The sequence below is a fragment of the Pandoraea faecigallinarum genome, from assembly GCF_001029105.3.
GTDB classification, from domain to species: domain Bacteria; phylum Pseudomonadota; class Gammaproteobacteria; order Burkholderiales; family Burkholderiaceae; genus Pandoraea; species Pandoraea faecigallinarum.
Genome location: NZ_CP011807.3, coordinates 5,023,182 through 5,042,996, shown reverse-complemented (window position 1 = coordinate 5,042,996; position 19,815 = coordinate 5,023,182). Strand labels below are relative to the sequence as shown.

Below are 19,815 nucleotides of genomic sequence, written 5' to 3'. Positions count from 1 at the left end.
GCAGAGCAGGGGAGGGCCGGGGGAGAGGAGCGAGCGGCGGGATAGGAGGAAGAGGCGATGCGGCGCGGGAAGGCCGGAACGTCACGGCTATCGCCACCTCATTGTGCGAGGTACGGCAATGACCGCGGCGCGCGCCCGGGCGAGCGCGGTACGGCGTCGCCGGATTTAGGACGAATCCGCTTTGGAAGCGTCACCAAATCCGGCGAAGACCACGGATCAGCCAATGGTCATGAGGTTGGCGTTACCGCCGGCGGCAGCCGTATTGACGGACACCGAGCGCTCGCACAGCAGACGCTCCAGCGCATAGTCGTCACCGGCAGCCAGCGCTTCGGGCGCGAGGCCCTGCATCGACAGGATAGGACCGTTGCGGGTCGCGATGCGGCGGTTCAGGGCACGCAGCTCGTCGCTGTCGCCTTCGAACAGCACGGCGGCAAGCGATGCCTCGCCGGCCGCGTCCGTGCCCGCCGCCAGCACCGTTGCACGACCCTTGAGGGCTGCGGGAAGCGCACTCACCAGTTCCCGGGCGGCGGCGCTGTCCGTGAAGACGGCGTTGTTGCCCGTGGCCAGCACCGCAGCCAGTTGGGTGCGCGCGCCGAGCGTCGTGGCCGCCACGCACAACACCGGACCGCGCGGTTCGAGACCGTAAGTGTTGCGCTCGCCGGTCGGGCCGGGCAGTACTGCCGTGGCGTCGAGGGCGGACGTCGCCAGATAGCGGTCGACACGCTCGATCGCGGCGGCGCTATCCGGTTGTTGGCGCAGCCAGTCGCGATAGCCGGCCAGCGGCGAGAGGGCAGCCTCGTTGCGATTGAGTTCCGGCGCCAGCGCGGCCGGACGGGTCGCCAGCAGGCGCGGCAGATACATCGGGCCGCCCGCTTTCGGACCCGTCCCAGACAACCCTTCACCGCCGAACGGCTGCACGCCGACTACGGCACCGATCACGTTCCGGTTCACGTAGACGTTACCTACGCGTGCGCGCTCGGTCACGTAAGCGATGGTCTCGTCGATGCGCGTATGCACGCCGAACGTCAGGCCATAGCCGGTGCCGTTGATCTGATCGAGCAGTTTGTCGAGTTGCGCGCGCTTGAAGCGGATCACGTGCAACACCGGACCGAATACTTCGCGTTGCAGCGCCTTCAGATCGGTCAGCTCGATGAGCGTCGGAGGCACGAAGGTACCGTGACGGGTGGACTCGGGCAGCGCGAGTTGCTCCACGGGGAAGCCCTTGCCGCGCATTTGCTCGATGTGACGGTTGATGCCGTTCTGCGCCTCGGCGTCGATCACCGGACCCACGTCGATGGACAGACGATCCGGGTTGCCGATAGCCAGTTCCCGCATCGCGCCCTTGAGCATGTGCAGCGTCTTGTCGGCGATGTCGTCTTGCAGACACAGCACGCGCAGGGCGGAGCAACGCTGACCGGCCGAATCGAAGGCCGAGGCAAGCACGTCGTACACGACCTGCTCGGGCAACGCCGACGAGTCGACGATCATGGCATTCTGCCCGCCGGTCTCGGCGATCAGCGGGATCGGACGGCCGTTGGCGTCCAGACGGTCCGCCAGCGTGCGCGCGATGATGCGCGCCACTTCCGTCGAGCCGGTAAACATGACCGCCTTGGTGCGCGCATCGGTCACCAGCGCCGCGCCCACGGTCTCGCCCGTGCCCGGCAGCAGTTGCAGTGCGCCGGCCGGAATGCCTGCGGCCTGCATCAGACGCACGGCTTCGGCGGCGATCAGCGGCGTTTGTTCGGCAGGTTTGGCAATGACGGGATTGCCGGCGGCCAACGCGGCGGCGACCTGACCGACGAAGATGGCGAGCGGGAAATTCCACGGGCTGATACACAGCACCGGGCCCAGCGGGCGGTGAGTATCGTTGGAGAAACCCTGACGGATCTGCGCGGCGTAGTAGCGCAGGAAGTCGACGGCTTCGCGCACTTCGGCGACGGCGTTCGGCAGCGATTTGCCTGCTTCGCGAACGCACAGCCCCATGAGCGTGGGCATATGTGCTTCGAGCAGATCGGCAGATCGCATCAGGCAATCGGCGCGCTCTTCGACGGGCGTGGCCTGCCAGATCGGTGCGGCGGCCACCGCGTGCGTCAATGCGGCTTGCACATCGGCAGACGTCGCTTCGATGACCTGCCCGACCACGTCACGCAGATCGGCCGGATTGCGCACCGCGCGCGGCGTGCCGGCCGTACGCTCGCCGTCGGCGAGCATCGGAGCGGCGCGCCACGGCGTACCCGCGCTGGCGAGCAGGGCCGACGACAGGGAAGCGAGGCGGTGTTCGTTCGAAAGATCGAAGCCCGACGAGTTGGCGCGCGATACGCCATACAGATCGCGCGGCAGCGGAATCCTGGCATGCGGCGCGCCGAGCGGTTGCACCTTCTCCGCTTCCAAAACCGGATCGGCGATCAGTTCGTCGACACTGACGGTCTCGTCGGCAATGCGGTTAACGAACGACGTGTTCGCACCGTTTTCCAGCAGACGGCGAACGAGGTAGGCGAGCAGCGTTTCGTGCGTGCCGACCGGAGCGTACACACGGCACGGTCGCGCCAACTTGCCCGCGGCGATCGGCCCCACGACTTCCTCGTAGAGTGGTTCACCCATGCCGTGCAGGCACTGGAATTCGTACTGACCGGGGTAATAATTGTTGCCCGCGAGGTGATAGATCGCGGAAAGCGTATACGCGTTGTGCGTGGCGAACTGCGGGTAGATCGCATCGGGCACGGCAAGGAGCTTCTTCGCGCAGGCGAGGTACGAGACATCCGTATAGATCTTGCGCGTGTAGACGGGATAGCCTTCCAGCCCGTCGACCTGCGCGCGCTTGATTTCCGTATCCCAGTAGGCGCCCTTGACCAGGCGCACCATGATGCGGTGACGGCTGCGACGCGCCAGATCGATGATGAAGTCGATCACGAACGGGCAGCGCTTCTGATACGCCTGCACCACGAAGCCGATGCCGTTCCACCCGGACAGTTCCGGGTCGAAGCACAGCGCTTCGAGCAGATCGAGCGAGATTTCGAGGCGGTCGGCTTCTTCGGCGTCGATGTTCAGGCCGATGTCGTACGAGCGCGCCAGTTTGGCAAGTGCCTGTACGCGCGGCAGCAGTTCGGCGACGGTGCGCTCGTGCTGGCTGCGCGAATAACGCGGATGCAGCGCCGAGAGCTTGATCGAGATGCCCGGGCCTTCGTAGATGCCGCGCCCGGCCGATGCCTTGCCGATGGCGTGGATCGCCTGCTCGTAGCTGGCGTAGTAGCGTTGTGCGTCTTCTTCGGTGGTCGCCGCTTCGCCGAGCATGTCGTATGAATAGCGGAAGCCCTGCGCTTCGTACTTGCGGCTGTTGGCCAGCGCTTCGGAAATGGTCTCGCCGGTGACGAACTGTTCGCCCATGAGGCGCATCGCGATGTCCACCCCCTTGCGGATCAACGGTTCGCCGCCACGGCCGATCAGGCGCGTGAGCGCCTTGGTGAGACCGGTTTCGCTGGTGGTGGTCACGAGCTTGCCGGTAATCATCAGGCCCCAGGTGGCGGCGTTGACGAACATCGACGGCGAATTGCCCATGTGAGCGTGCCAATCGCCCTTGCTGATCTTGTCGCGGATCAGGGCGTCGCGCGTGGCCTTGTCGGGAATGCGCAGCAGCGCTTCGGCCAGACACATCAGCGCCACGCCTTCCTGGCTGGACAGCGAGAATTCATGGATCAGGCCTTCCACACCGCCGCCGGTACTCTTGCCGCGCAGCGCGACTACGAGCTTGCGCGCGAGATCGGATGCCTGCGCGGCCGTCGCCGGTGCCAGCTTGGCCTGGCCGATGAGCACCGGCACGCATTCCGGCTCCGGGCGGCGATAGGCGGCCGTGATCGCGGCGCGCAATACCGATTGCGGTTGCACGTTCTGCGCGAATTCCAGGAACGGATGCGGGACGGTGTCGTCGCCGGCGTGGCCGTCGATCACCTCGGTGCCCGATTGGGTTGCACCGCTCAGTTCGGGCGGAAGGGCTCCACTCTCAATGCGCTCCAGATAAGCGAAGATGGCTTGCTTGATGAGCCAGTGCGGGGTGCGCTCGATTTGCTGGGCGGCCGTCTTGAGCCGGGTGCGCAGGACGTCGTCGACTTTGACGCCGAGAGTGGTGTTAGCCATGAGTGGGTTACCTGAAGACGCGAAAACGCAAAAGAATGCGTGACACCCATAGGGGGTGAATTGCGGCATCGTAACCGGGTTTCGACAGGGGTGCAACCAGAGTCAAAAATGCGGTTGCACCGCCGGTATCACTCCTGACGTGCGACTATTTTCGCTCGGTACCGTAGGTCGCGCCCAGATACTCGGAAATCAGCTTGACCTGATCTTCCGGAATCGGGGCGCCGTAGACCTTCACCATCTTCGTGACTTCGGCGTTCCAGAAGGCGGCGGGCATCGGTGGCTGGGCGTTGATGTAGTCGATCGAATGGCACATCACGCACCATGCGCTGGCGGCCTGATGGCCCGCGAGCGTCGAGGCTTTGAGTTGCGCCGTCTCCTGCGGCAGTTTGATCTCGAGCGCAAGAGCCGGGGCGCTGGCAATTGTGCCGAGCAACCCGAGCACGATGGCCGCGCGATGCATAAATTTCAGATGTTTCATGGTTGTCTTCCCCTCCTCGCTTGCGCGTTTGCCTGCCTTACGCAGCCACGACGCGCACGGCTTCCACGCCGTTGCGCAGATAGCCGGCCGGATTCCACAACGATTGCAGCGGCTGCGTGACTCCCACGCGATTCGTCGCCCGAACTTTCAGCACATACTCGCCGGCTTGCGGCGGCGTGAACGAGGCCGTCCACTCGCGAAACGAATACTTCGACAACTCGTTGCCCAGCTTGGCGGCTTGCCAGGTCTGCCCGCCGTCGGCCGAGAACTGCACGTCGCGAATGCCCTCGCCGCCATCGAACGCAATGCCGCGCACCCGCAGGGGTTTGCCTGCCGGCACCTGTTGGCCGTCGGTATGGCTGGTCACGAACGAGCGCACGGTGAAGCGGCCGATGGGCTTCGTTTTCTCCGGGGCTTTGCCGGGTTCGACGCAGTGACAGTCGTTATCCGGAATCCGGTACGCCGAAGCCATCCAGAAGCCGTCGAAGACTTTATCGATGACGTTGATGTCCGCCAAATGCTTCACCCAATACGTGCCGTAGTAGCCCGGCACGACAAGCCGCACCGGAAAACCGTTGAGCATCGGCAGATCCTTGCCGTTCATGGCGAAGGCGACCATGACCTCGCCGTCCATGGCGTGATCGAGGTCGAGTGCCTTCACGAACTCCGGTGTCGCCGGAACGATCGGCCGGTCGAGCCCTTCGAACGTGACTTGTTTCGCGCTGGCCGACACCCCGGCGCGTTCGAGAATTCGCTTGAGCGGAATGCCCCGCCAGCGCGCATTGCCCATCGCACCGTTGGCGATCTGCCCGCCGCCGACGCGGGGCTCGAAGAATCCCCGGCTGTTGCCCGAGCACTGGTGCACGGCAACGATCTCGACGGGGGTACCGAAGTCCTTCTTGAGCGACGCGAGCGAAATGTCGAGCGGTTTGGCGACGCTGCCGCCCACGCGGATACGGTGCTTCGCAGGGTCGATATCGGTCGGAATGCCCGCGAGGTGATACCGCACGAAGAAGGCGTCGTTCGGCGTGATGAGCCCGTCGTTGAAGACCTCGAACGGCGTCTCCAGTTGCGGCGGACGTGCGGTGAGCCGAATCAGGGGGCGTTTCTGCGGATACGCGACGAGTTCGCGCTCACCGTTCGCGAACGGCAGCGTCACCGTTTGCGGGGCGGTGGCGGCGGCGAGTACGTCGAGCGCGCGGCCTGCGAGGCTCGCCCCGACACCGAGGGCACCGGCGCGTCGCAGGAAGCGACGGCGCGACACCTCGGCCACGGGCGACTCGGCCGGCGACTCGGAGAAGGCGTATTCGGGGGGAGCCAGGGATGCAGCAGCTTGCGGCGCCGTGGGGGCGGCGCTCCTGTCGTGGGACTTCATCGGATGTCTCCTGTGGGACGTTTTTATCGTTCAGATGACGTGAACCGTTCGACGTGCAGCGGACTTCCAGCGGTCTTTTTTTCCGTCTTGTGATGCCCGCATCGTCGTGGATTCTTCCGATATTGTCAAATTTTCGGAACGCTATATACCGTTTTATATTTCGAGCGGGTCGACTTCCAGGTGCCAGCGCACCGGTGCCCTGAGCGGGCGTAACTCACCCATCCATTGAGTGAGAAAGCGCTGGAGCGCCCCGCGGTGCGGACTTTCGACGACGAGTTGCGCGCGCTCGGTGCCGGCGATACGCACCATCGTCATGGGTACGGGGTCCCCCAGCGAGATGCGCGAGTCGTTCAGCGCCGGGGTGGCGGCGATCTCGCGGGCCTGCTTGAGGAAGGCCATGGCGTCGTCGAGCTTGCGGGCCTCGGCGCGAAGCAATGCCTGGCGGGTATACGGGGGCAACAGCGCGACGCGCCGCTCTTCGAGTTGCTGCGCCGCGAAGCCGGCGTAGTCATGGCGCATGAGCGACGCGAAGAGCGGGTGTGAAGCGTAGCTTGTCTGGATCAGCACGTCACCGGGGCCGTCGGCCCGTGCGGCACGCCCTGCACGGCCTGCCACCTGCATCAGCTGGGCGAAGAGACGTTCCGCCGCACGGAAGTCGTGCGAGAAGAGGGCGCTGTCGGCGTTCACCACACCGACGAGCGTGACGTTTCGGAAATCGTGACCTTTGGCCACCATTTGCGTGCCGATCAGAATGTCGACTTCCCCTGCATGGACCTGTGCGAAGAGTGCCTGCGCACTGCCTTTGCGACGCGTACTGTCGGCATCGATGCGCGCGAGCCGTGCTTCGGGGAAGTGCTCGGTCAGTGCTTCCTCGATGCGTTGCGTGCCGCGCCCGAGCGGCGCGAGATCGAGGTTGCCGCAGTCGGGGCAGGCATGAGGAATGCGCGATTCCGCGCCGCAATGGTGGCAACGCAAACGCCGCTCCGGCTTGTGCAGCACCATGTGCGCGCTGCACCGGCGGCAGTCGCTGATCCAGCCGCAGGCGTCGCAGTTCAGGACCGGCGCGTAGCCTCGACGATTCAGGAACAACAGACTTTGCTCGCCCGCGTCGAGGCGTGCCCGGATGGCCGCAAGCAATGGTTGCGACAGGCCTTCGTGCACCATGCGCTGCCGCTTGCGCTCGATATCCATGTCGATGAGCGACACACGCGGCAGCACGGCGTCCGGCGTGGCGCGTTCGGGCATCGTCAGACGGACGTAGCGCCCTTGCTCCGCTCGATTCCAGCTGTCGAGCGATGGCGTGGCCGAACCGAGCACGACCGGAATGCGCAGACGGTTGGCGCGCCAGATCGCCAGATCGCGCGCCGAGTAGCGCAGGCCTTCCTGCTGCTTATATGAAGGGTCGTGTTCTTCGTCGACGACGATGAGCCGCAGGTGCGGCAACGACGCCATCACCGCCAGCCGGGTGCCGAGCACGATGCGCGCTTCGCCGCGATGCGCCGCGAGCCAGTGCCGGGCACGCTCGCCCTCGGCCAGTCCGCTGTGCAGCGTGACGAGCTGCTCGTTCGGAAACCGTGCGCGAAAGACGCCTTCGAGCTGCGGTGTCAGGTTGATTTCCGGAACCAGAACGAGCACTTGCGCGTCGTGCGACTCGCGGGCGTGCAGGGCCTGGGCAACGGCTCGCAAATAGACTTCGGTCTTGCCGCTGCACGTGACGCCATAGAGCAGGAACGGCGGGGGGGGCGGGAGCGATTCCGCTGGGGGCGCCGGACTGGCCGGCGAGTTGGCCGCATGGGCGGCTTCGACGCCGCTCATCGCGACCGAGGCAGCCGAGGCGGCGAGGTGCCTCGCACCGGCGGCAATCAGCGCGTCGCGAATGGCGGCGACGGCGTCGGCCTGGCCGGCCGTGAGCGTCTTCGTGCCGACGGTGCGGCCGTCGGCGGCGTCGCCCAACACGTCGTCCAGCCCATCGCACGATTCGGTGTGCCTATCGTGAGCGGCCGCGCGGTCTGTGTCGTCACCGTCGGTATCGCGGGCTTCACGTACCGCCTCATGAAACGCCACGGTCTCGACAACGACCCAGCCCGCGGCCGTCCATTGCTTGAGGACATCCGCGGCCTTGGCGCACAGCGCACGGGCTTCGTCGGCATCCAGGGTGCCGGCCTGAGCGAGTCCTTCGGCCAGCCGGCGCTGGGCACGCAAACGGGGCGGCACACTCTGCATCAACGGACCGAGTGCACCGTCGGCAATCCGGTAACGCTGCACGCCGCGCTGGGCGAGCAGCCGCGGCCAGCGCATGGGCGTGCGCAGATGCCCCGGAATCGCGGGAAGGGCGACTTCGCCGACGCCGCGCTGGTAGTAACGCGAGGCGAACTGCATCAGATCGCGCCAATCGTCGCCGAGCGGCGGCAATTCATGCCAGACGGATGTCACTTCCCGCAGCTTTTTCGGATCGACTTCGCTGCGCTGCGTCAACTCCCAGACGACCCCCACGACCTGTCGCCGTCCGAACGGAACCTGCACGAGTTGGCCGGGGCTTGCGGCCTGATCGAGGCGGTAGTCGAACAGCGTGAGAAGCGGCGTATCGAGCGCCACGCGGGCGATCGCGGGCGCACCGGTGCGAGGCTGGGTCGCCGGGAAAAGAGCATCGTCGCTCGATGCAATGAACGGATCGGACAGATCGTCGGCGCGCGTCAAACTTAAAGTGAATCCTGAGAAGTGCCGGTAAACCCCGGATTTGAGTCGGCTTTCCGCCGGCGTCGAATCGCTTGTGGATAACTATGTTGAGAACTGTGGGGATTATCTCTCGCGAGCCACGCCGCACGGTCCTCGCATCGCTCGTCGTTCTGGCTTGTCGTGAATCAAAAATGCTTTTCGATCAATAGCTTATGAAGCGCGCCGACAATGCCTTTTCCTTGTCTCTCACTTGCGGCGGCGCAGCGAGAATTTGTGCATAAGTCTTCGGGACAACTCCGTAAATTGGAGGGGTTATTCGACTGCATTTCCCTTGACATTCGCCGCGTCGAACGACGGTTGGGTTTGCAGGGCGAAATGCCCCGCGAACCCGCGTCACTGCGTGTGCAAGTGACAAAAATCATCGGCTCATGCCGTTTGGCGCAGCGTTCGGCTGTAGCTGTGGACTTCCTCCACGAGGGCGGCGACGTGTTCCGGATCGGTGAATTGCGAGATGCCGTGTCCGAGATTGAAGACATGCCCTGATGCGTTGCCGTAGGCGTCGAGCAGGCGGCGAACCTCGGTGCGGATGGCACCGGGGGCCGCGAAGAGCGCTGTCGGATCGAAATTGCCTTGCAGCGCACAACGATCGCCTACGCGACGACGGGCGGCAGCGAGATCGACCGTCCAGTCCAGGCCGATGGCGTCCGGGCCGGTGTCGGCGATGGCTTCGAGCCACTGGCCGCCGCCCTTGGTGAAGACGATATGCGGGACGCGCACGCCGTTCCACTCGCGGTGCACGCCTTCGAGCGCCTGCTTCATATACGCGAGCGAGAAGCGCTGATACAGACCGTCGGCCAGCGCGCCTCCCCAGGTGTCGAACACCATGACGGCCTGCGCGCCCGCTTCGATTTGCGCGTTGAGATAGGCGGCGACGGCGCGCGCGTTGGTTTCGAGGATGTGCGTCATCAGGTCGGGCCGCTCGTACATCATCGTCTTGACGGTGCGGAAGTCGGCCGAACCGGCGCCTTCGACCATGTAGCACGCGAGCGTCCACGGGCTGCCGGAGAAGCCAATGAGCGGCACGCGGCCGTTCAGGGCGCGGCGGATCTCGCTCACGGCATCGAAAACGTAACGCAGGCTGTCGAGGTCCGGCGCCTGAAGGCGGCGCACGTCGGCTTCGGTACGCAGTGGGTGCGCAAAGCGTGGACCTTCGCCGGCCTCGAACGACAGGCCGAGGCCCATGGCGTCGGGAATGGTGAGGATGTCCGAGAACAGGATCGCCGCGTCGAGCGGGAAGCGTTCGAGCGGCTGAAGCGTGACCTCGGTCGCGTAGGCGGGGTTCTTGGCCAGCGCCAGGAAGCTGCCGGCCTTGGCGCGTGTCGCGTTGTATTCGGGCAGGTACCGGCCCGCCTGGCGCATCAGCCAGATCGGCGTGTACTCGGTCGGCTGGCGCAGCAGGGCGCGCAGGAAAGTATCGTTTTGCAGAGCTTGGGACACGTCGCAGCGGGGAGTGGGAAGGTTTTGGGCAAGCGGCCATTTTACCCGGGTATCCGGAGGGCGGTCGCGTTGCGGGCTGTTATGCCGCACATAAATGCCACGCGCATGACACACCCTCGACGCCAGTTCGGAGCGAGGAGAGTCGCGATGGGCGCGCATTTTTGGCATGGGTTGGCGCGGGCCCGGCCGAACAGTAGTATGAACGCCCATGTGCCGCATGCGACGGCATGGCGCAGGGTACGGGATGGCGTGAAGTGAAGTGAAGCGCGGAATGAAGCGCGGAATGAAGCGCGATGGTGCCAGGAGGCGTCGACCGTGCCACTGCCGCGAGTACGTCAACAAAACAAAACGGAGACAAGCATGACAGTCATGAAGACGGCCGCCCGCGTGGCCTTCACGGCAGGGGCGGCGCTCGCCGTCACCCTCGCCACCGGTATCCCGGCGAACGTCGCACTGGCCCAATCCGCCGCGCCCAGCCCGATGTCGTCGCCTGCCGTCCACTCGCGGCTCGACGACATCGTGAAGTCGGGCACGTTGCGCGCCTGCGCGACCGGCGACTACAAGCCCTATTCGTATCGTCGCCCGGACGGGCAATTCGAAGGCGTCGACGTGGATCTGGTCGCTTCGCTGGCCAAGTCGCTCGGCGTGAAACCGGTCATCGTCCCCACGACGTGGAAAGGCCTGATGGACGACTTCACCGCAGGCAAGTGCGACACCGCCGTCGGCGGCATCTCGGTCACCCTTGATCGCGCCGCGCGCGCCTACTACAGCAACGTCGTGATGGTGGACGGCAAGTCACCCATCGTGCGCTGCGCCGACGTCGCGAAGTATCAGACGCTCGCCGACCTCAACAAGCCCAGCACCCGCGCCATCGCCAACCCGGGCGGCACCAACGAACGCTTCGCCCGCCAGTATCTGCCGAACGCTTCGCTCACGATCTATCCCGATAACGTCACGATCTTCCAGCAGATCGCCGACGGCAAGGCCGACGTCATGGTGACGGATTCCTCCGAAACCCTGCTCCAGCACAAGATCAATCCGGCCCTCTGTCCGGTCAATCCCGACAAGCCTCTCCAGTTTGGCGAGAAAGCCTACCTCCTGCCGCGCGGCGACGATGTCTTCAAGCATTACGTCGATCAGTGGCTCAATCTCGCCCAGAAAACCGGCGAGTATCAGGGAGTGGTCGACAAATGGCTGAAGTGACCGGCTGGCTTCCCTGCGTCGGGTAGTGCTGCGGCCGGGGCCATCCTCCCGGGTCCCCGGTCAGTCCAGCCACGCTCGTAGCCGCTGCGCAGCATCGTGCATCACCATTCGCGCGTGCGGCACGAATGGCTGCAACCGGGCGAAGCTGTGGGTGAGGCCCGTGGCCTCGATCACCTCCGCCTTCGACCCCGTGCGCGCGACGAACCTGGCATAGTCCACCGCTTCGTCATGCAACGGATCGTATTCCGCCGCAATCACCAAACTGTTCGGTAACGGATGCCGCGGCGCTTCCGCCATCAAATTCACCCGCACATCGTTCGCCGCCGGCTCCACGCCCGCGAGAAATTCCTTCCAATACCAGCGCATTTCATCACGCGTGAGACCAACGCCATGCGCCAGACGCTCGTAACTCGGCGTGTCGAAGCGGTACTGCACGACCGGATAGATCAGCAATTGCGCACCGACGATGCCCGGATGCCTGTCGTTGAACCACGCTGCCGCCTGTGCGGCCAGATGCCCGCCAGCGCTGTCGCCAGCCACCGCCAGACGGTCCAGACTCAACCCCAGCCGGGCGCGCTGCTCGGCAGCCCACGCCAACGCTTCCCGGGCATCGTCCACCGGCGTGGGGAACGGATGCTCCGGCGCCAACCGGTAATCGACGCTCAACACGGCAACGTCGGCGTCCTGTGCCAGGAAGGCCGCCACGGTGCCATGCGTATCGACGTCACCCACGACCCAGCCCCCGCCATGGAAGTACACGACGAGCGGCACGGTGCGACCGGCCGGACGGTACAGCCTTGCGCGCAGATTGCGGCCCGGCAACGGGATCTCGAACGTCTCGCTTCGCAATCCTGCCGGCAGCGGGCGCAAGGCCTCGACCGCCACCGTGGCGAACCGGGCCCGGACTTCTTGCGGGGTCGGTGCGGGGGCGTTCTCCGGCGTGGGGTACTTGCGCGCCATCAGGTCGTAGTAGGCGAGCAGATCGGCGTCGATGGTCATGGCGGCGTCGGTGGTTAGCGTGTTAGCGGGAAAGTGGAAAGGAAGCGCTTTTTTGTTTTTCGGAATTCATGACGAGGCAACGGCACGCAAGACACGCATCAGCGGTCGTTGGCGCGTTACGGCAACCCGCCGCCCTGCATCAGCCAGCGCTGATACTCGATCTTGACGCAACGGTCCATCACGACATCGAGCCCCGCGGCCAATGCCACGGCAGCCGCCTCGTCGTTTTCGATGCCCAATTGCATCCACAGACTCGTGGCGCCAATCGCCACGGCTTCGTCGGCAATCGGCGGAATGTCGTTGCTGCGGCGAAAGCAGTCGACCATCTGGATGCGCACACCGTCGGCACGCAAGGCGTCGGCCGCCTCGGTGAGGCTCGCGTAGACGGTCTCGCCCAGAATCGTCTCGCCGGAATCGGCAGCCTGCGGGTTGACCGGCACGATGCGATACCCGTGCTGCTGCATATAACGCGACGTGGTGAAACTCGGCCGGTCCGGCCGCGGCGACAGGCCGACCACGGCAATCACCCGGTCGCGCGAAAGTATCCGACCCAAACGTTCAGTGGTGTCCATTGCTCACTTTGTGTTCACTTTGTTGCCACGCACAAACATTGACGTTAGCACATTGCCGGACGGTACGTTCAAGAGCGGAGTGAACCGGCGCCGTAACGCGGCAGCGGACGGGCACAGACGCCGCGCAGAAAAAAGCCGAAGGGTGTGGATCAGCGACTTCGAACCGGTATTGAGGCAACGATAGGGAATACGTATCGTTTCCGCAGACGAATGCCTTCGCCGGTGCCGCAACGATACCTTGTGAGGCAAGTTATTCAGGACGACGAATCAACAGGCGAGACGGGGGCGTGCCCCGGAGCCCTTATGGGACAAGGCGTACAGGCGCACGACGACGGTAGTGAAACGCTTGAGGTGTTACAACCTGAAACACTTTGTTACCCCTCCCTCCATACGTTTCCACCACAATGCATCTCAACGCTGAAGTGCTTATCCCCCGGTAACGCGGCAGCGTGGCTGTATCGGCGAATGACGTCCCCCGGCGTCGTTTGCAGGTGGTTCGATGCAGTGCTCCGAATCTGGTCTCCTCGCGCTAACCCCGTAGCGTGTGGTTTTGGCGGGCCCGTGTGTCCCGCCATTTTTTTTGCCTGCCTCCTCCTACATCTTTCCTAAGCCTTCCTCCGACGTTTGCCTTCTCGAAGGTCGAATTGTTTCGCCATCCGATTCAATTATCGGAAAGCGATTCACCCTTGCGTAAATTCACCGGCGTTCGTTATTGGCCTGCGGTAGCCCTCAGCCATGGCTTGAGCCAGCCCAGGCCCGCGCGCGTTGCGCCTTGGGGGCGATACTCGCAGCCGACCCATCCGGCATACCCCAGTTCGTCGAGCAGGCGGAACAGGAACGGATAGTTCACCTCGCCGGTGTCCGGCTCATGACGTGCAGGCACCCCGGCGACCTGTACATGCCCGATGCCGGCGATGTGCTGTCGCAACTTCACCGCGAGGTCGCCTTCGACGATCTGACAGTGATAAGCATCGAACTGGACTCTCAGGTTGCTTGCGCCCACTTCCTGCCGGATGGCGTGCGCCTGATCCTGGCAGGTGAGGAAATAGCGCGGGAAGTCGCGCGGATTGATCGGCTCGATGAGTACGGTGACGCCATGTGCCGCCGCCTGGCCGGTCGCATACGCGAGGTTCTCCAGATACGTGGCGCGGCAGCGCTCAGGCGAGTGCGCGGGGTCGGGGCAGCCGGCCATCACGTGAAGCTGACGGCAGCCGAGCGCATCGGCGTAGTCCAGCGCGAGTTCAATGCTGTCGCGAAATTGCGCTTCGCGCCCGGGCAGTGCCGCGAGGCCCCGCTCGCCGTTCGCCCAGTCGCCGGCCGGGCCGTTGAACAACACTTGCGTGAGGCCGGCGTCGTCCAGCCGCTTGCGGATCTCCTGCGCGGGATGGTCGTACGGGAAGAGGAATTCGATGCCCCGGAAACCATCGCTCGCGGCTTCGCGGAAACGGTCGAGAAACGGGACTTCCTGATAGAGCAGCGTCAGATTCGCAGCAAATCGCGGCATGGGATTCTCCGTCGCCCGGGTGGGCGGATGCCCATCACCATATCACTGCCCGTCGATCTGGGGCGCGGCCACACTGCGCAACTGGAACCGTCCGTCGTTGTTGAAGAGCCAGGTTTCGATGGCGCGCACGCGCCCGCTGCTGTCGACGAGCGCGCGGCTGGGCGCGGGCAGCGGGCTGGCCCACCTCAGACTGGCGATGGCGATGCGCTCGGCCTCGTGGTCGCCATTGCTGCGGTAGAGCGCCACGCCGGTGACATTGCCGTTGCGGTCTACCCAATATTCCAGCGACACGACAGAGCGCAGCATCGGTTGCGGATTGCCCGGCGTGATCTGACGGGCATTGACTTCGGTGACGCGCTGCGCGGCGGCGATCTTGTATTGATCGAGTCCCGTGAGCGGTGGCTGACCCATCGGCAGATTCAGAACGAGCGGTTTCTTCGGTTCGAAATCGGGATTCGCGCAGCCAGCCACCAGCAGAACGCCGGCAAGGGCGGCGACGGCGGCCATGGCGGTATGAGGGGCAGGTGCCATATGCGCCACCTCATCCGCACGAGTGGCCGCAGCAGCGGTGCGCGGTGCCGGGGCGGCACCCGCGCTCCGGGAAAGTTGCGTCTTCATGATTCGTCTCCCGCAACATTCGCGACAGGCCGGATCGAGCAATCCGAACTGCACAAGTACACTCGCCTGCCCCCAATATATGTATTCGTGTCCCGCTTTGTCAGCGGATCGATTTCCCGAATGGCAAACTCGTACGCGTTAATGTGTCTCCCATAGCGACGCGAAATCGAAGGGCGGCCCCACGAGGTGGTGCACCGCCCCGAGCGTGCGCGGGACCGGCAGGGCGGCCAGCTTGCCGCCGAGGCCATAGCCCCGCCATGCCCACCCTGTCCACGCAAGTAGCGGCATTCGACGATACCATGCATACTCGGAGCGCACGTTCCAGGGGTGAAGTGGCGTCGCGGTTGTTCGAACGCCCTGTCATGCCGGACAGTTTTTGTACGCATTGGAGTGACCATGATTACCGTGTATCACAACCCGCGCTGCTCGAAGTCGCGCGAAGCGCTGGCGCTGGTGGAGGGTTCCCCAGCCGGGCGCGAGTTGCAAGTGATCGAATACCTGAAGACACCGCCCACGCTGGCCGACCTCAAAGGTTTGCACAAGCTGCTGGGTGTGCCGGTACGCGAGATGATCCGCAGCAACGAGGCGGAATTCGAAGCGTTGGGACTGGCCGATACGGCCCTTGGCGACGATGCCTTGCTGGCCGCCATCGCGGCACATCCGAAGCTCTTGCAGCGTCCCATTGTGGTGAATGGCAAGAAGGCAGTGATCGCCCGTCCGTCCGAACGGGCGCGCGAAGTTCTGTAAGCTGCGCAGCAAGCTGGACGCAAAAGGGCGCGACGTTGCGAACGTCGCGCCCTTTTGCGTCTTCGGTGCGATGGCGTCGGTCAGCCGTGGGCGGTGCTGTCCTTGCCGGGGCCGGTCTCAGGCGACTCGGCTTGCGCTGCGGCGTCGGCCTCGGCCGCCGCTGAGCCGAACACCGGGGCTTCGGCATTTGCGCTCAGGCCGGCGCCGCGCCATCCGGGCAACTCGGCCAGCGTCTTTTGCTGATCGCGCAACTCGGCGAGCATGTTGCAGAAGAGCGCGCCTTGTTCGAGGGCGTCGTCGAGGGCTACATGCGTGTGCGGCAGCGGATCGAGCCAGACCTGCGGCAAACGCGGCTTGATGCACTTCCGGTACGGCATGCCGGTCATCGCGAATGCAAGCGTCTTGATATCGAGCGCCGACCACGAGAACGGGCAGCGGCCGACGAAACGCATCATGTACCAGAACATGAACGTGAAATCGAAGCCCGCCGGGTACGCGACGAATACCGGCTTGCCCGGCAGCTTTTCCACCCACTTCACATACGCCTTGAGCGCCTTGGCCGGGTCTTCCGGGTCCACCCGGCAGGCTGCCCATGCGTCGGGCTCGGTCTTCCACCACTTCATCGTGAGCGGATGCCCCTTGGCATCGGGCAGGCATTCGAGATTGGCGCTGAAGGTGCCGATCAATTCCTTGTCGGCCGTGTAAGCGGCCGAGGCGAAGCTGAGCATCGAATGCGGGCCGGGAATCGGGCCGTCGGCTTCGACGTCGGTACTGACGAAAATCTCCTCGTCCACGGGAACGATGCGCGACGGAGTGCGGGACATCGCCTCGCTCATGAGGCGCTCCGGGCGAGTACGGCGTCGGCAACGTACGGATTGGTCCGGCGTTCCTGCCCGAACGTCGACACCGGACCGTGGCCGGGAATGAACGTCACGTCGTCGCCCAGCGGCCAGAGCTTGTTGCGAATCGACGCAATGAGGTCCGCATGGTTGCCGCGCGGGAAGTCGGTGCGGCCGATGGAGCCGGCGAACAGCACGTCGCCTACGCTCGCCAGCCGTTCGTCCTTCGAGAAGAACACCACGTGACCGGGCGTGTGGCCCGGACAGTGATAGACGTCGAGCGTGACGTCGCCGAAGGTGACGGTGTCGCCGTCGCCCAGCCAGCGATTCGGGGTAAACGGCTCCGGCGCCGGGAAGCCGAAGCGCGCGCTCTGGGCTTCGAGCTGGTCGATCCAGAAGGCGTCGTCCGGGTGCGGACCCTCGATAGGCACGTCGTATCTGGCTGCCAGCGCCCCCGAGCCGCCGCAGTGGTCAAGATGACCGTGGGTGAGGAAGATCTTTTCGAGGGTTACACCCTGGCGCTCGATCTCGCCCACGATCCGGTCGATGTCGCCGCCGGGGTGGACCACGGCGGCGCGCTTTGTGGCATCGCAAACGAGCAGGGTGCAGTTTTGCTGGAAAGGCGTGACAGGAATCAGGGTGACGTTCATGAGGTATCGGGGACGCGATTTTCGTCTATTGTATTCGGCCCGGGGGGCCGCCGCCCGCCGGGCCGTCTAGCACATTGCCGTGCGCGCGGGTGGAAGCTTCTGGAAAGCGCCCATTGGGCAGCGGCACCGAATCCGGGGTAACGCTTTGTAATCAAGTCTTCGCCGGTAAGTGAACGCTCGCTGTTAGGTTGACATTTGCGTCGTGTTAGACTTGCAGGCTATGCGAACACGCGACATGCTCACACGGTTCGCGGTCTGCTGCGCCCTCGCCCTGACGTTGACAGCCTGCACAACGCCGCTCGAACCCCCCAGCCAGACGGCTGCCGCCACTTCGGCGACAGGCGCGCGCGCCCGTGCGCGTGAGGCCAATGCGCCGGTCGGTTCCAGTTTCGATCTGCAATGGCCGGGCCGTTCATACCGTAACGAAGGTCTCAATCCCGGAGATCCGGATGCCCCGGATCGCGATGGCGAAGCCCGTTTGCGCGCAGACGCCGGCACGTTCTTCCAGACGGGAATGGCGTCGTGGTATGGCAAGAATTTCCACGGACGGCGCACGGCCACCGGCGAGGCGTTCGACATGAACGAGCCGACGGCGGCGCATCCGACGCTGCCGCTGGGCAGCTTTGCGCTGGTGCGCAACACCAAGAACAACAAGACGGTCGTGGTGAAAATCAACGACCGCGGCCCCTACGCCCGTAACCGCATCATCGATCTGTCCTACGGTGCGGCCAAGCAACTCGACTTCATTCGCGCGGGCCATGCCAAAGTCGAAATTCGCCGCCTCTCGCGTAGTGAAGTCGCCGCGCTAGGCCTCGACGAGAGCAACAACACCCCCTGATTTTTCCCGACACCGCTGTCGGCGCGATAGTCCTGTCGTGACGCACGGGATTCATACGACCCGAGCGATTGACACGGTGCGTCCGGTGCCTCGATCTCATCGGCCTCGCGATTACCGAACGACATTCCGAATTCGCGGCCGATTCCTCCTAAAAAGCGGGACGTCCGCTTGCCGCTTTGTTGCGCAAAAAACGCTCATTGCGGGCAGATTTCGAACGATTATTTCGATTCCCGGCGAATCTCATTGGCTGAACGCCTCGCACGAACGTGCGCACATTCAAATGTGTACGACCGAATCGACTATTTTTTTTCCGATTGCCGCATAAATCTGCCAGCGTTTGGGCGCAATCCGATGTTCGGCGGGCCTCGGGGGAAGTTGTGTTGGCAACCGTTGTTCGTCGAGAGGGATGTGGGTAGACTGTGCCCCACGCGCAGGTGCACGCTTTGTGTGCATCCATGGAATGCCCATAGAGACCCGGGCGGGCGCACCAATTACATCTATTAATCAATATTCAAGCAATATTCCTGGAGGAGTTTCGATGTCGACGATGGGCAAATACGCCAAGCGCACCCTGCTGTGCGCGGTGGCCGCAACGTTGTTGGGGACGACCGGCGCGGCATTCGCGGCGGATACGAAGTCGGTGGCTGTGGTGGCGATCGTGGAGCACCCGGCACTCGACGCCATTCGCGACGGCGCGCGCGACGAACTCAAGGCAGAAGGCTACGAGGTCGGCAAGAACCTCAAGTGGGAATATCAAAGCGCCCAGGGCAACACCGGCACGGCGGCACAGATTGCGCGCAAGTTCGTTGGCGACAAGCCGGACGCCATCATCGGCATTGCCACGCCGACGGCTCAGGCCGTGGCCGCCGCGACCAAGTCGGTGCCGCTTGTGTACTCCGGCGTGACCGATCCGGTCGCCGCACAACTGGTCAAGAGCTGGGACGCCTCGGGCACCAACGTGACCGGCGTGTCCGACAAGCTGCCGCTGGACAAGCAAGTGGCACTCATCAAGCGTGTCGTGCCCAACGCCAAGACCGTGGGTATGGTGTACAACCCGGGCGAAGCCAACTCGGTGGTGGTCGTGAAGGAACTCGAGAAGCTGTTGCCGGCTGCCGGACTGAAGCTTCAGACGGCCGCCGCGCCGCGCACCGTGGACATCAGCTCGGCCGCCAACAGTCTGGTCGGCAAGGTCGACGTGATCTACACGAACACGGACAACAATGTCGTGTCGGCGTATGAATCGCTGGTGAAGGTCGCCAACGATCGCAAGATTCCGCTGGTCGCTTCGGACACGGATAGCGTGAAGCGCGGCGCCATCGCGGCACTGGGCATCAACTATTACGATCTCGGCCGTCAGACCGGCAAGGTTGTGGGCCGCATCCTCAAGGGGGAAAAGCCCGGCACGATCGCTTCGCAGACCAGCTCGAATCTGGAACTGTTCGTCAACACGGCCGCTGCCGCCAAGCAAGGCGTGAAGCTGTCGGACGATCTGGTGAAGGAAGCCAAGACGGTCATCAAAGAGTAACGAGCGACACGCACGCGGACCCCGCGTGCGTTGCCGGCGAGGCGGGCCGATGTTCGCCCCGCCGGGCAAGCGACAGGGCGGCGCCGGGACACGATCTGTCCCCGCCGCTCTTTTCCTATCGAATGGGCGCGATGGCTTCCCCCGAAACGCGGTCGCACAACGA

At 64.5% G+C, this 19,815-nt stretch carries 16 protein-coding genes; 4 read left to right on the top strand and 12 right to left on the bottom strand.

From position 1 onward, the window contains the following. Positions 1-216 precede the first annotated feature (216 nt). From putA to hemE, 5 genes are all read right to left on the bottom strand, one after another. A complete protein-coding gene (gene putA, locus AB870_RS22195; RefSeq protein WP_047906311.1) occupies positions 217-4,131 on the bottom strand; it encodes a trifunctional transcriptional regulator/proline dehydrogenase/L-glutamate gamma-semialdehyde dehydrogenase in 3,915 nt (1,304 codons plus the stop codon). 145 nt (positions 4,132-4,276) lie between these two features. Next, a complete protein-coding gene (gene sorB, locus AB870_RS22190; RefSeq protein ID WP_064674889.1) occupies positions 4,277-4,609 on the bottom strand; it encodes a SorB family sulfite dehydrogenase c-type cytochrome subunit in 333 nt (110 codons plus the stop codon). Between the two features lie 37 nt (positions 4,610-4,646). Then, positions 4,647-5,984: a SorA family sulfite dehydrogenase catalytic subunit gene (gene sorA / locus AB870_RS22185; RefSeq protein ID WP_237170012.1), complete on the bottom strand. Its 1,338-nt coding sequence runs from the start codon at positions 5,982-5,984 to the stop codon at positions 4,647-4,649. A 153-nt stretch (positions 5,985-6,137) separates the two neighbouring features. Next, on the bottom strand, positions 6,138-8,681 hold the full coding sequence (locus AB870_RS22180) for a primosomal protein N' (protein ID WP_047906309.1): 2,544 nt from the start codon (positions 8,679-8,681) through the stop codon (positions 6,138-6,140). A 405-nt stretch (positions 8,682-9,086) separates the two neighbouring features. After that, positions 9,087-10,157: a uroporphyrinogen decarboxylase gene (gene hemE, locus AB870_RS22175; RefSeq protein WP_047906308.1), complete on the bottom strand. Its 1,071-nt coding sequence runs from the start codon at positions 10,155-10,157 to the stop codon at positions 9,087-9,089. Positions 10,158-10,526: 369 nt separating this feature from the next. Between hemE and AB870_RS22170 the strand changes: the two genes are divergently transcribed. Next, positions 10,527-11,360 (top strand): transporter substrate-binding domain-containing protein, encoded by an 834-nt coding sequence (locus tag AB870_RS22170; RefSeq protein ID WP_047906307.1) that lies wholly within the window; start codon positions 10,527-10,529, stop codon positions 11,358-11,360. Positions 11,361-11,420: 60 nt separating this feature from the next. Here the strand turns inward: AB870_RS22170 and AB870_RS22165 are convergent, their stop codons facing one another. The 5 genes from AB870_RS22165 to AB870_RS26515 all read right to left on the bottom strand — a co-directional run bounded on the left by AB870_RS22165 (position 11,421) and on the right by AB870_RS26515 (position 15,341). Beyond that, entirely contained in the window at positions 11,421-12,359 is a 939-nt protein-coding gene (locus tag AB870_RS22165; RefSeq protein WP_047906306.1) for an alpha/beta hydrolase, read from the bottom strand. A 116-nt stretch (positions 12,360-12,475) separates the two neighbouring features. After that, complete coding sequence (locus tag AB870_RS22160; RefSeq protein ID WP_047906305.1) at positions 12,476-12,931, bottom strand: CoA-binding protein; 456 nt, start codon at positions 12,929-12,931, stop codon at positions 12,476-12,478. Between the two features lie 709 nt (positions 12,932-13,640). After that, positions 13,641-14,435, bottom strand: coding sequence for a 2-oxo-tetronate isomerase (gene otnI / locus AB870_RS22155; RefSeq protein ID WP_047906304.1), 795 nt, complete (start codon positions 14,433-14,435; stop codon positions 13,641-13,643). A 42-nt stretch (positions 14,436-14,477) separates the two neighbouring features. Beyond that, positions 14,478-15,053: an energy transducer TonB family protein gene (locus AB870_RS22150; RefSeq protein WP_084664001.1), complete on the bottom strand. Its 576-nt coding sequence runs from the start codon at positions 15,051-15,053 to the stop codon at positions 14,478-14,480. Positions 15,054-15,191: 138 nt separating this feature from the next. Further along, a complete protein-coding gene (locus AB870_RS26515) occupies positions 15,192-15,341 on the bottom strand; it encodes a hypothetical protein (RefSeq protein WP_157112401.1) in 150 nt (49 codons plus the stop codon). 108 nt (positions 15,342-15,449) lie between these two features. On the opposite strand from AB870_RS26515, the gene arsC reads away from it, so the two are divergent. Further along, the gene (gene arsC / locus AB870_RS22145; protein WP_047906303.1) at positions 15,450-15,800 is read left to right on the top strand and encodes an arsenate reductase (glutaredoxin); all 351 of its coding nucleotides are present in this window, start codon (positions 15,450-15,452) and stop codon (positions 15,798-15,800) included. A gap of 80 nt (positions 15,801-15,880) precedes the next feature. Here the strand turns inward: arsC and AB870_RS22140 are convergent, their stop codons facing one another. Beyond that, positions 15,881-16,624: a 3'-5' exonuclease family protein gene (locus AB870_RS22140; RefSeq protein WP_047908561.1), complete on the bottom strand. Its 744-nt coding sequence runs from the start codon at positions 16,622-16,624 to the stop codon at positions 15,881-15,883. An 8-nt stretch (positions 16,625-16,632) separates the two neighbouring features. Then, positions 16,633-17,289, bottom strand: a complete 657-nt coding sequence (locus tag AB870_RS22135; RefSeq protein ID WP_047906302.1) for an MBL fold metallo-hydrolase — start codon at positions 17,287-17,289, stop codon at positions 16,633-16,635. Positions 17,290-17,524: 235 nt separating this feature from the next. Between AB870_RS22135 and AB870_RS22130 the strand changes: the two genes are divergently transcribed. Then, positions 17,525-18,127, top strand: a complete 603-nt coding sequence (locus AB870_RS22130) for a septal ring lytic transglycosylase RlpA family protein (protein ID WP_071386905.1) — start codon at positions 17,525-17,527, stop codon at positions 18,125-18,127. Positions 18,128-18,665: 538 nt separating this feature from the next. Further along, the gene (locus AB870_RS22125; RefSeq protein ID WP_047906301.1) at positions 18,666-19,652 is read left to right on the top strand and encodes an ABC transporter substrate-binding protein; all 987 of its coding nucleotides are present in this window, start codon (positions 18,666-18,668) and stop codon (positions 19,650-19,652) included. Positions 19,653-19,815: the final 163 nt, after the last annotated feature.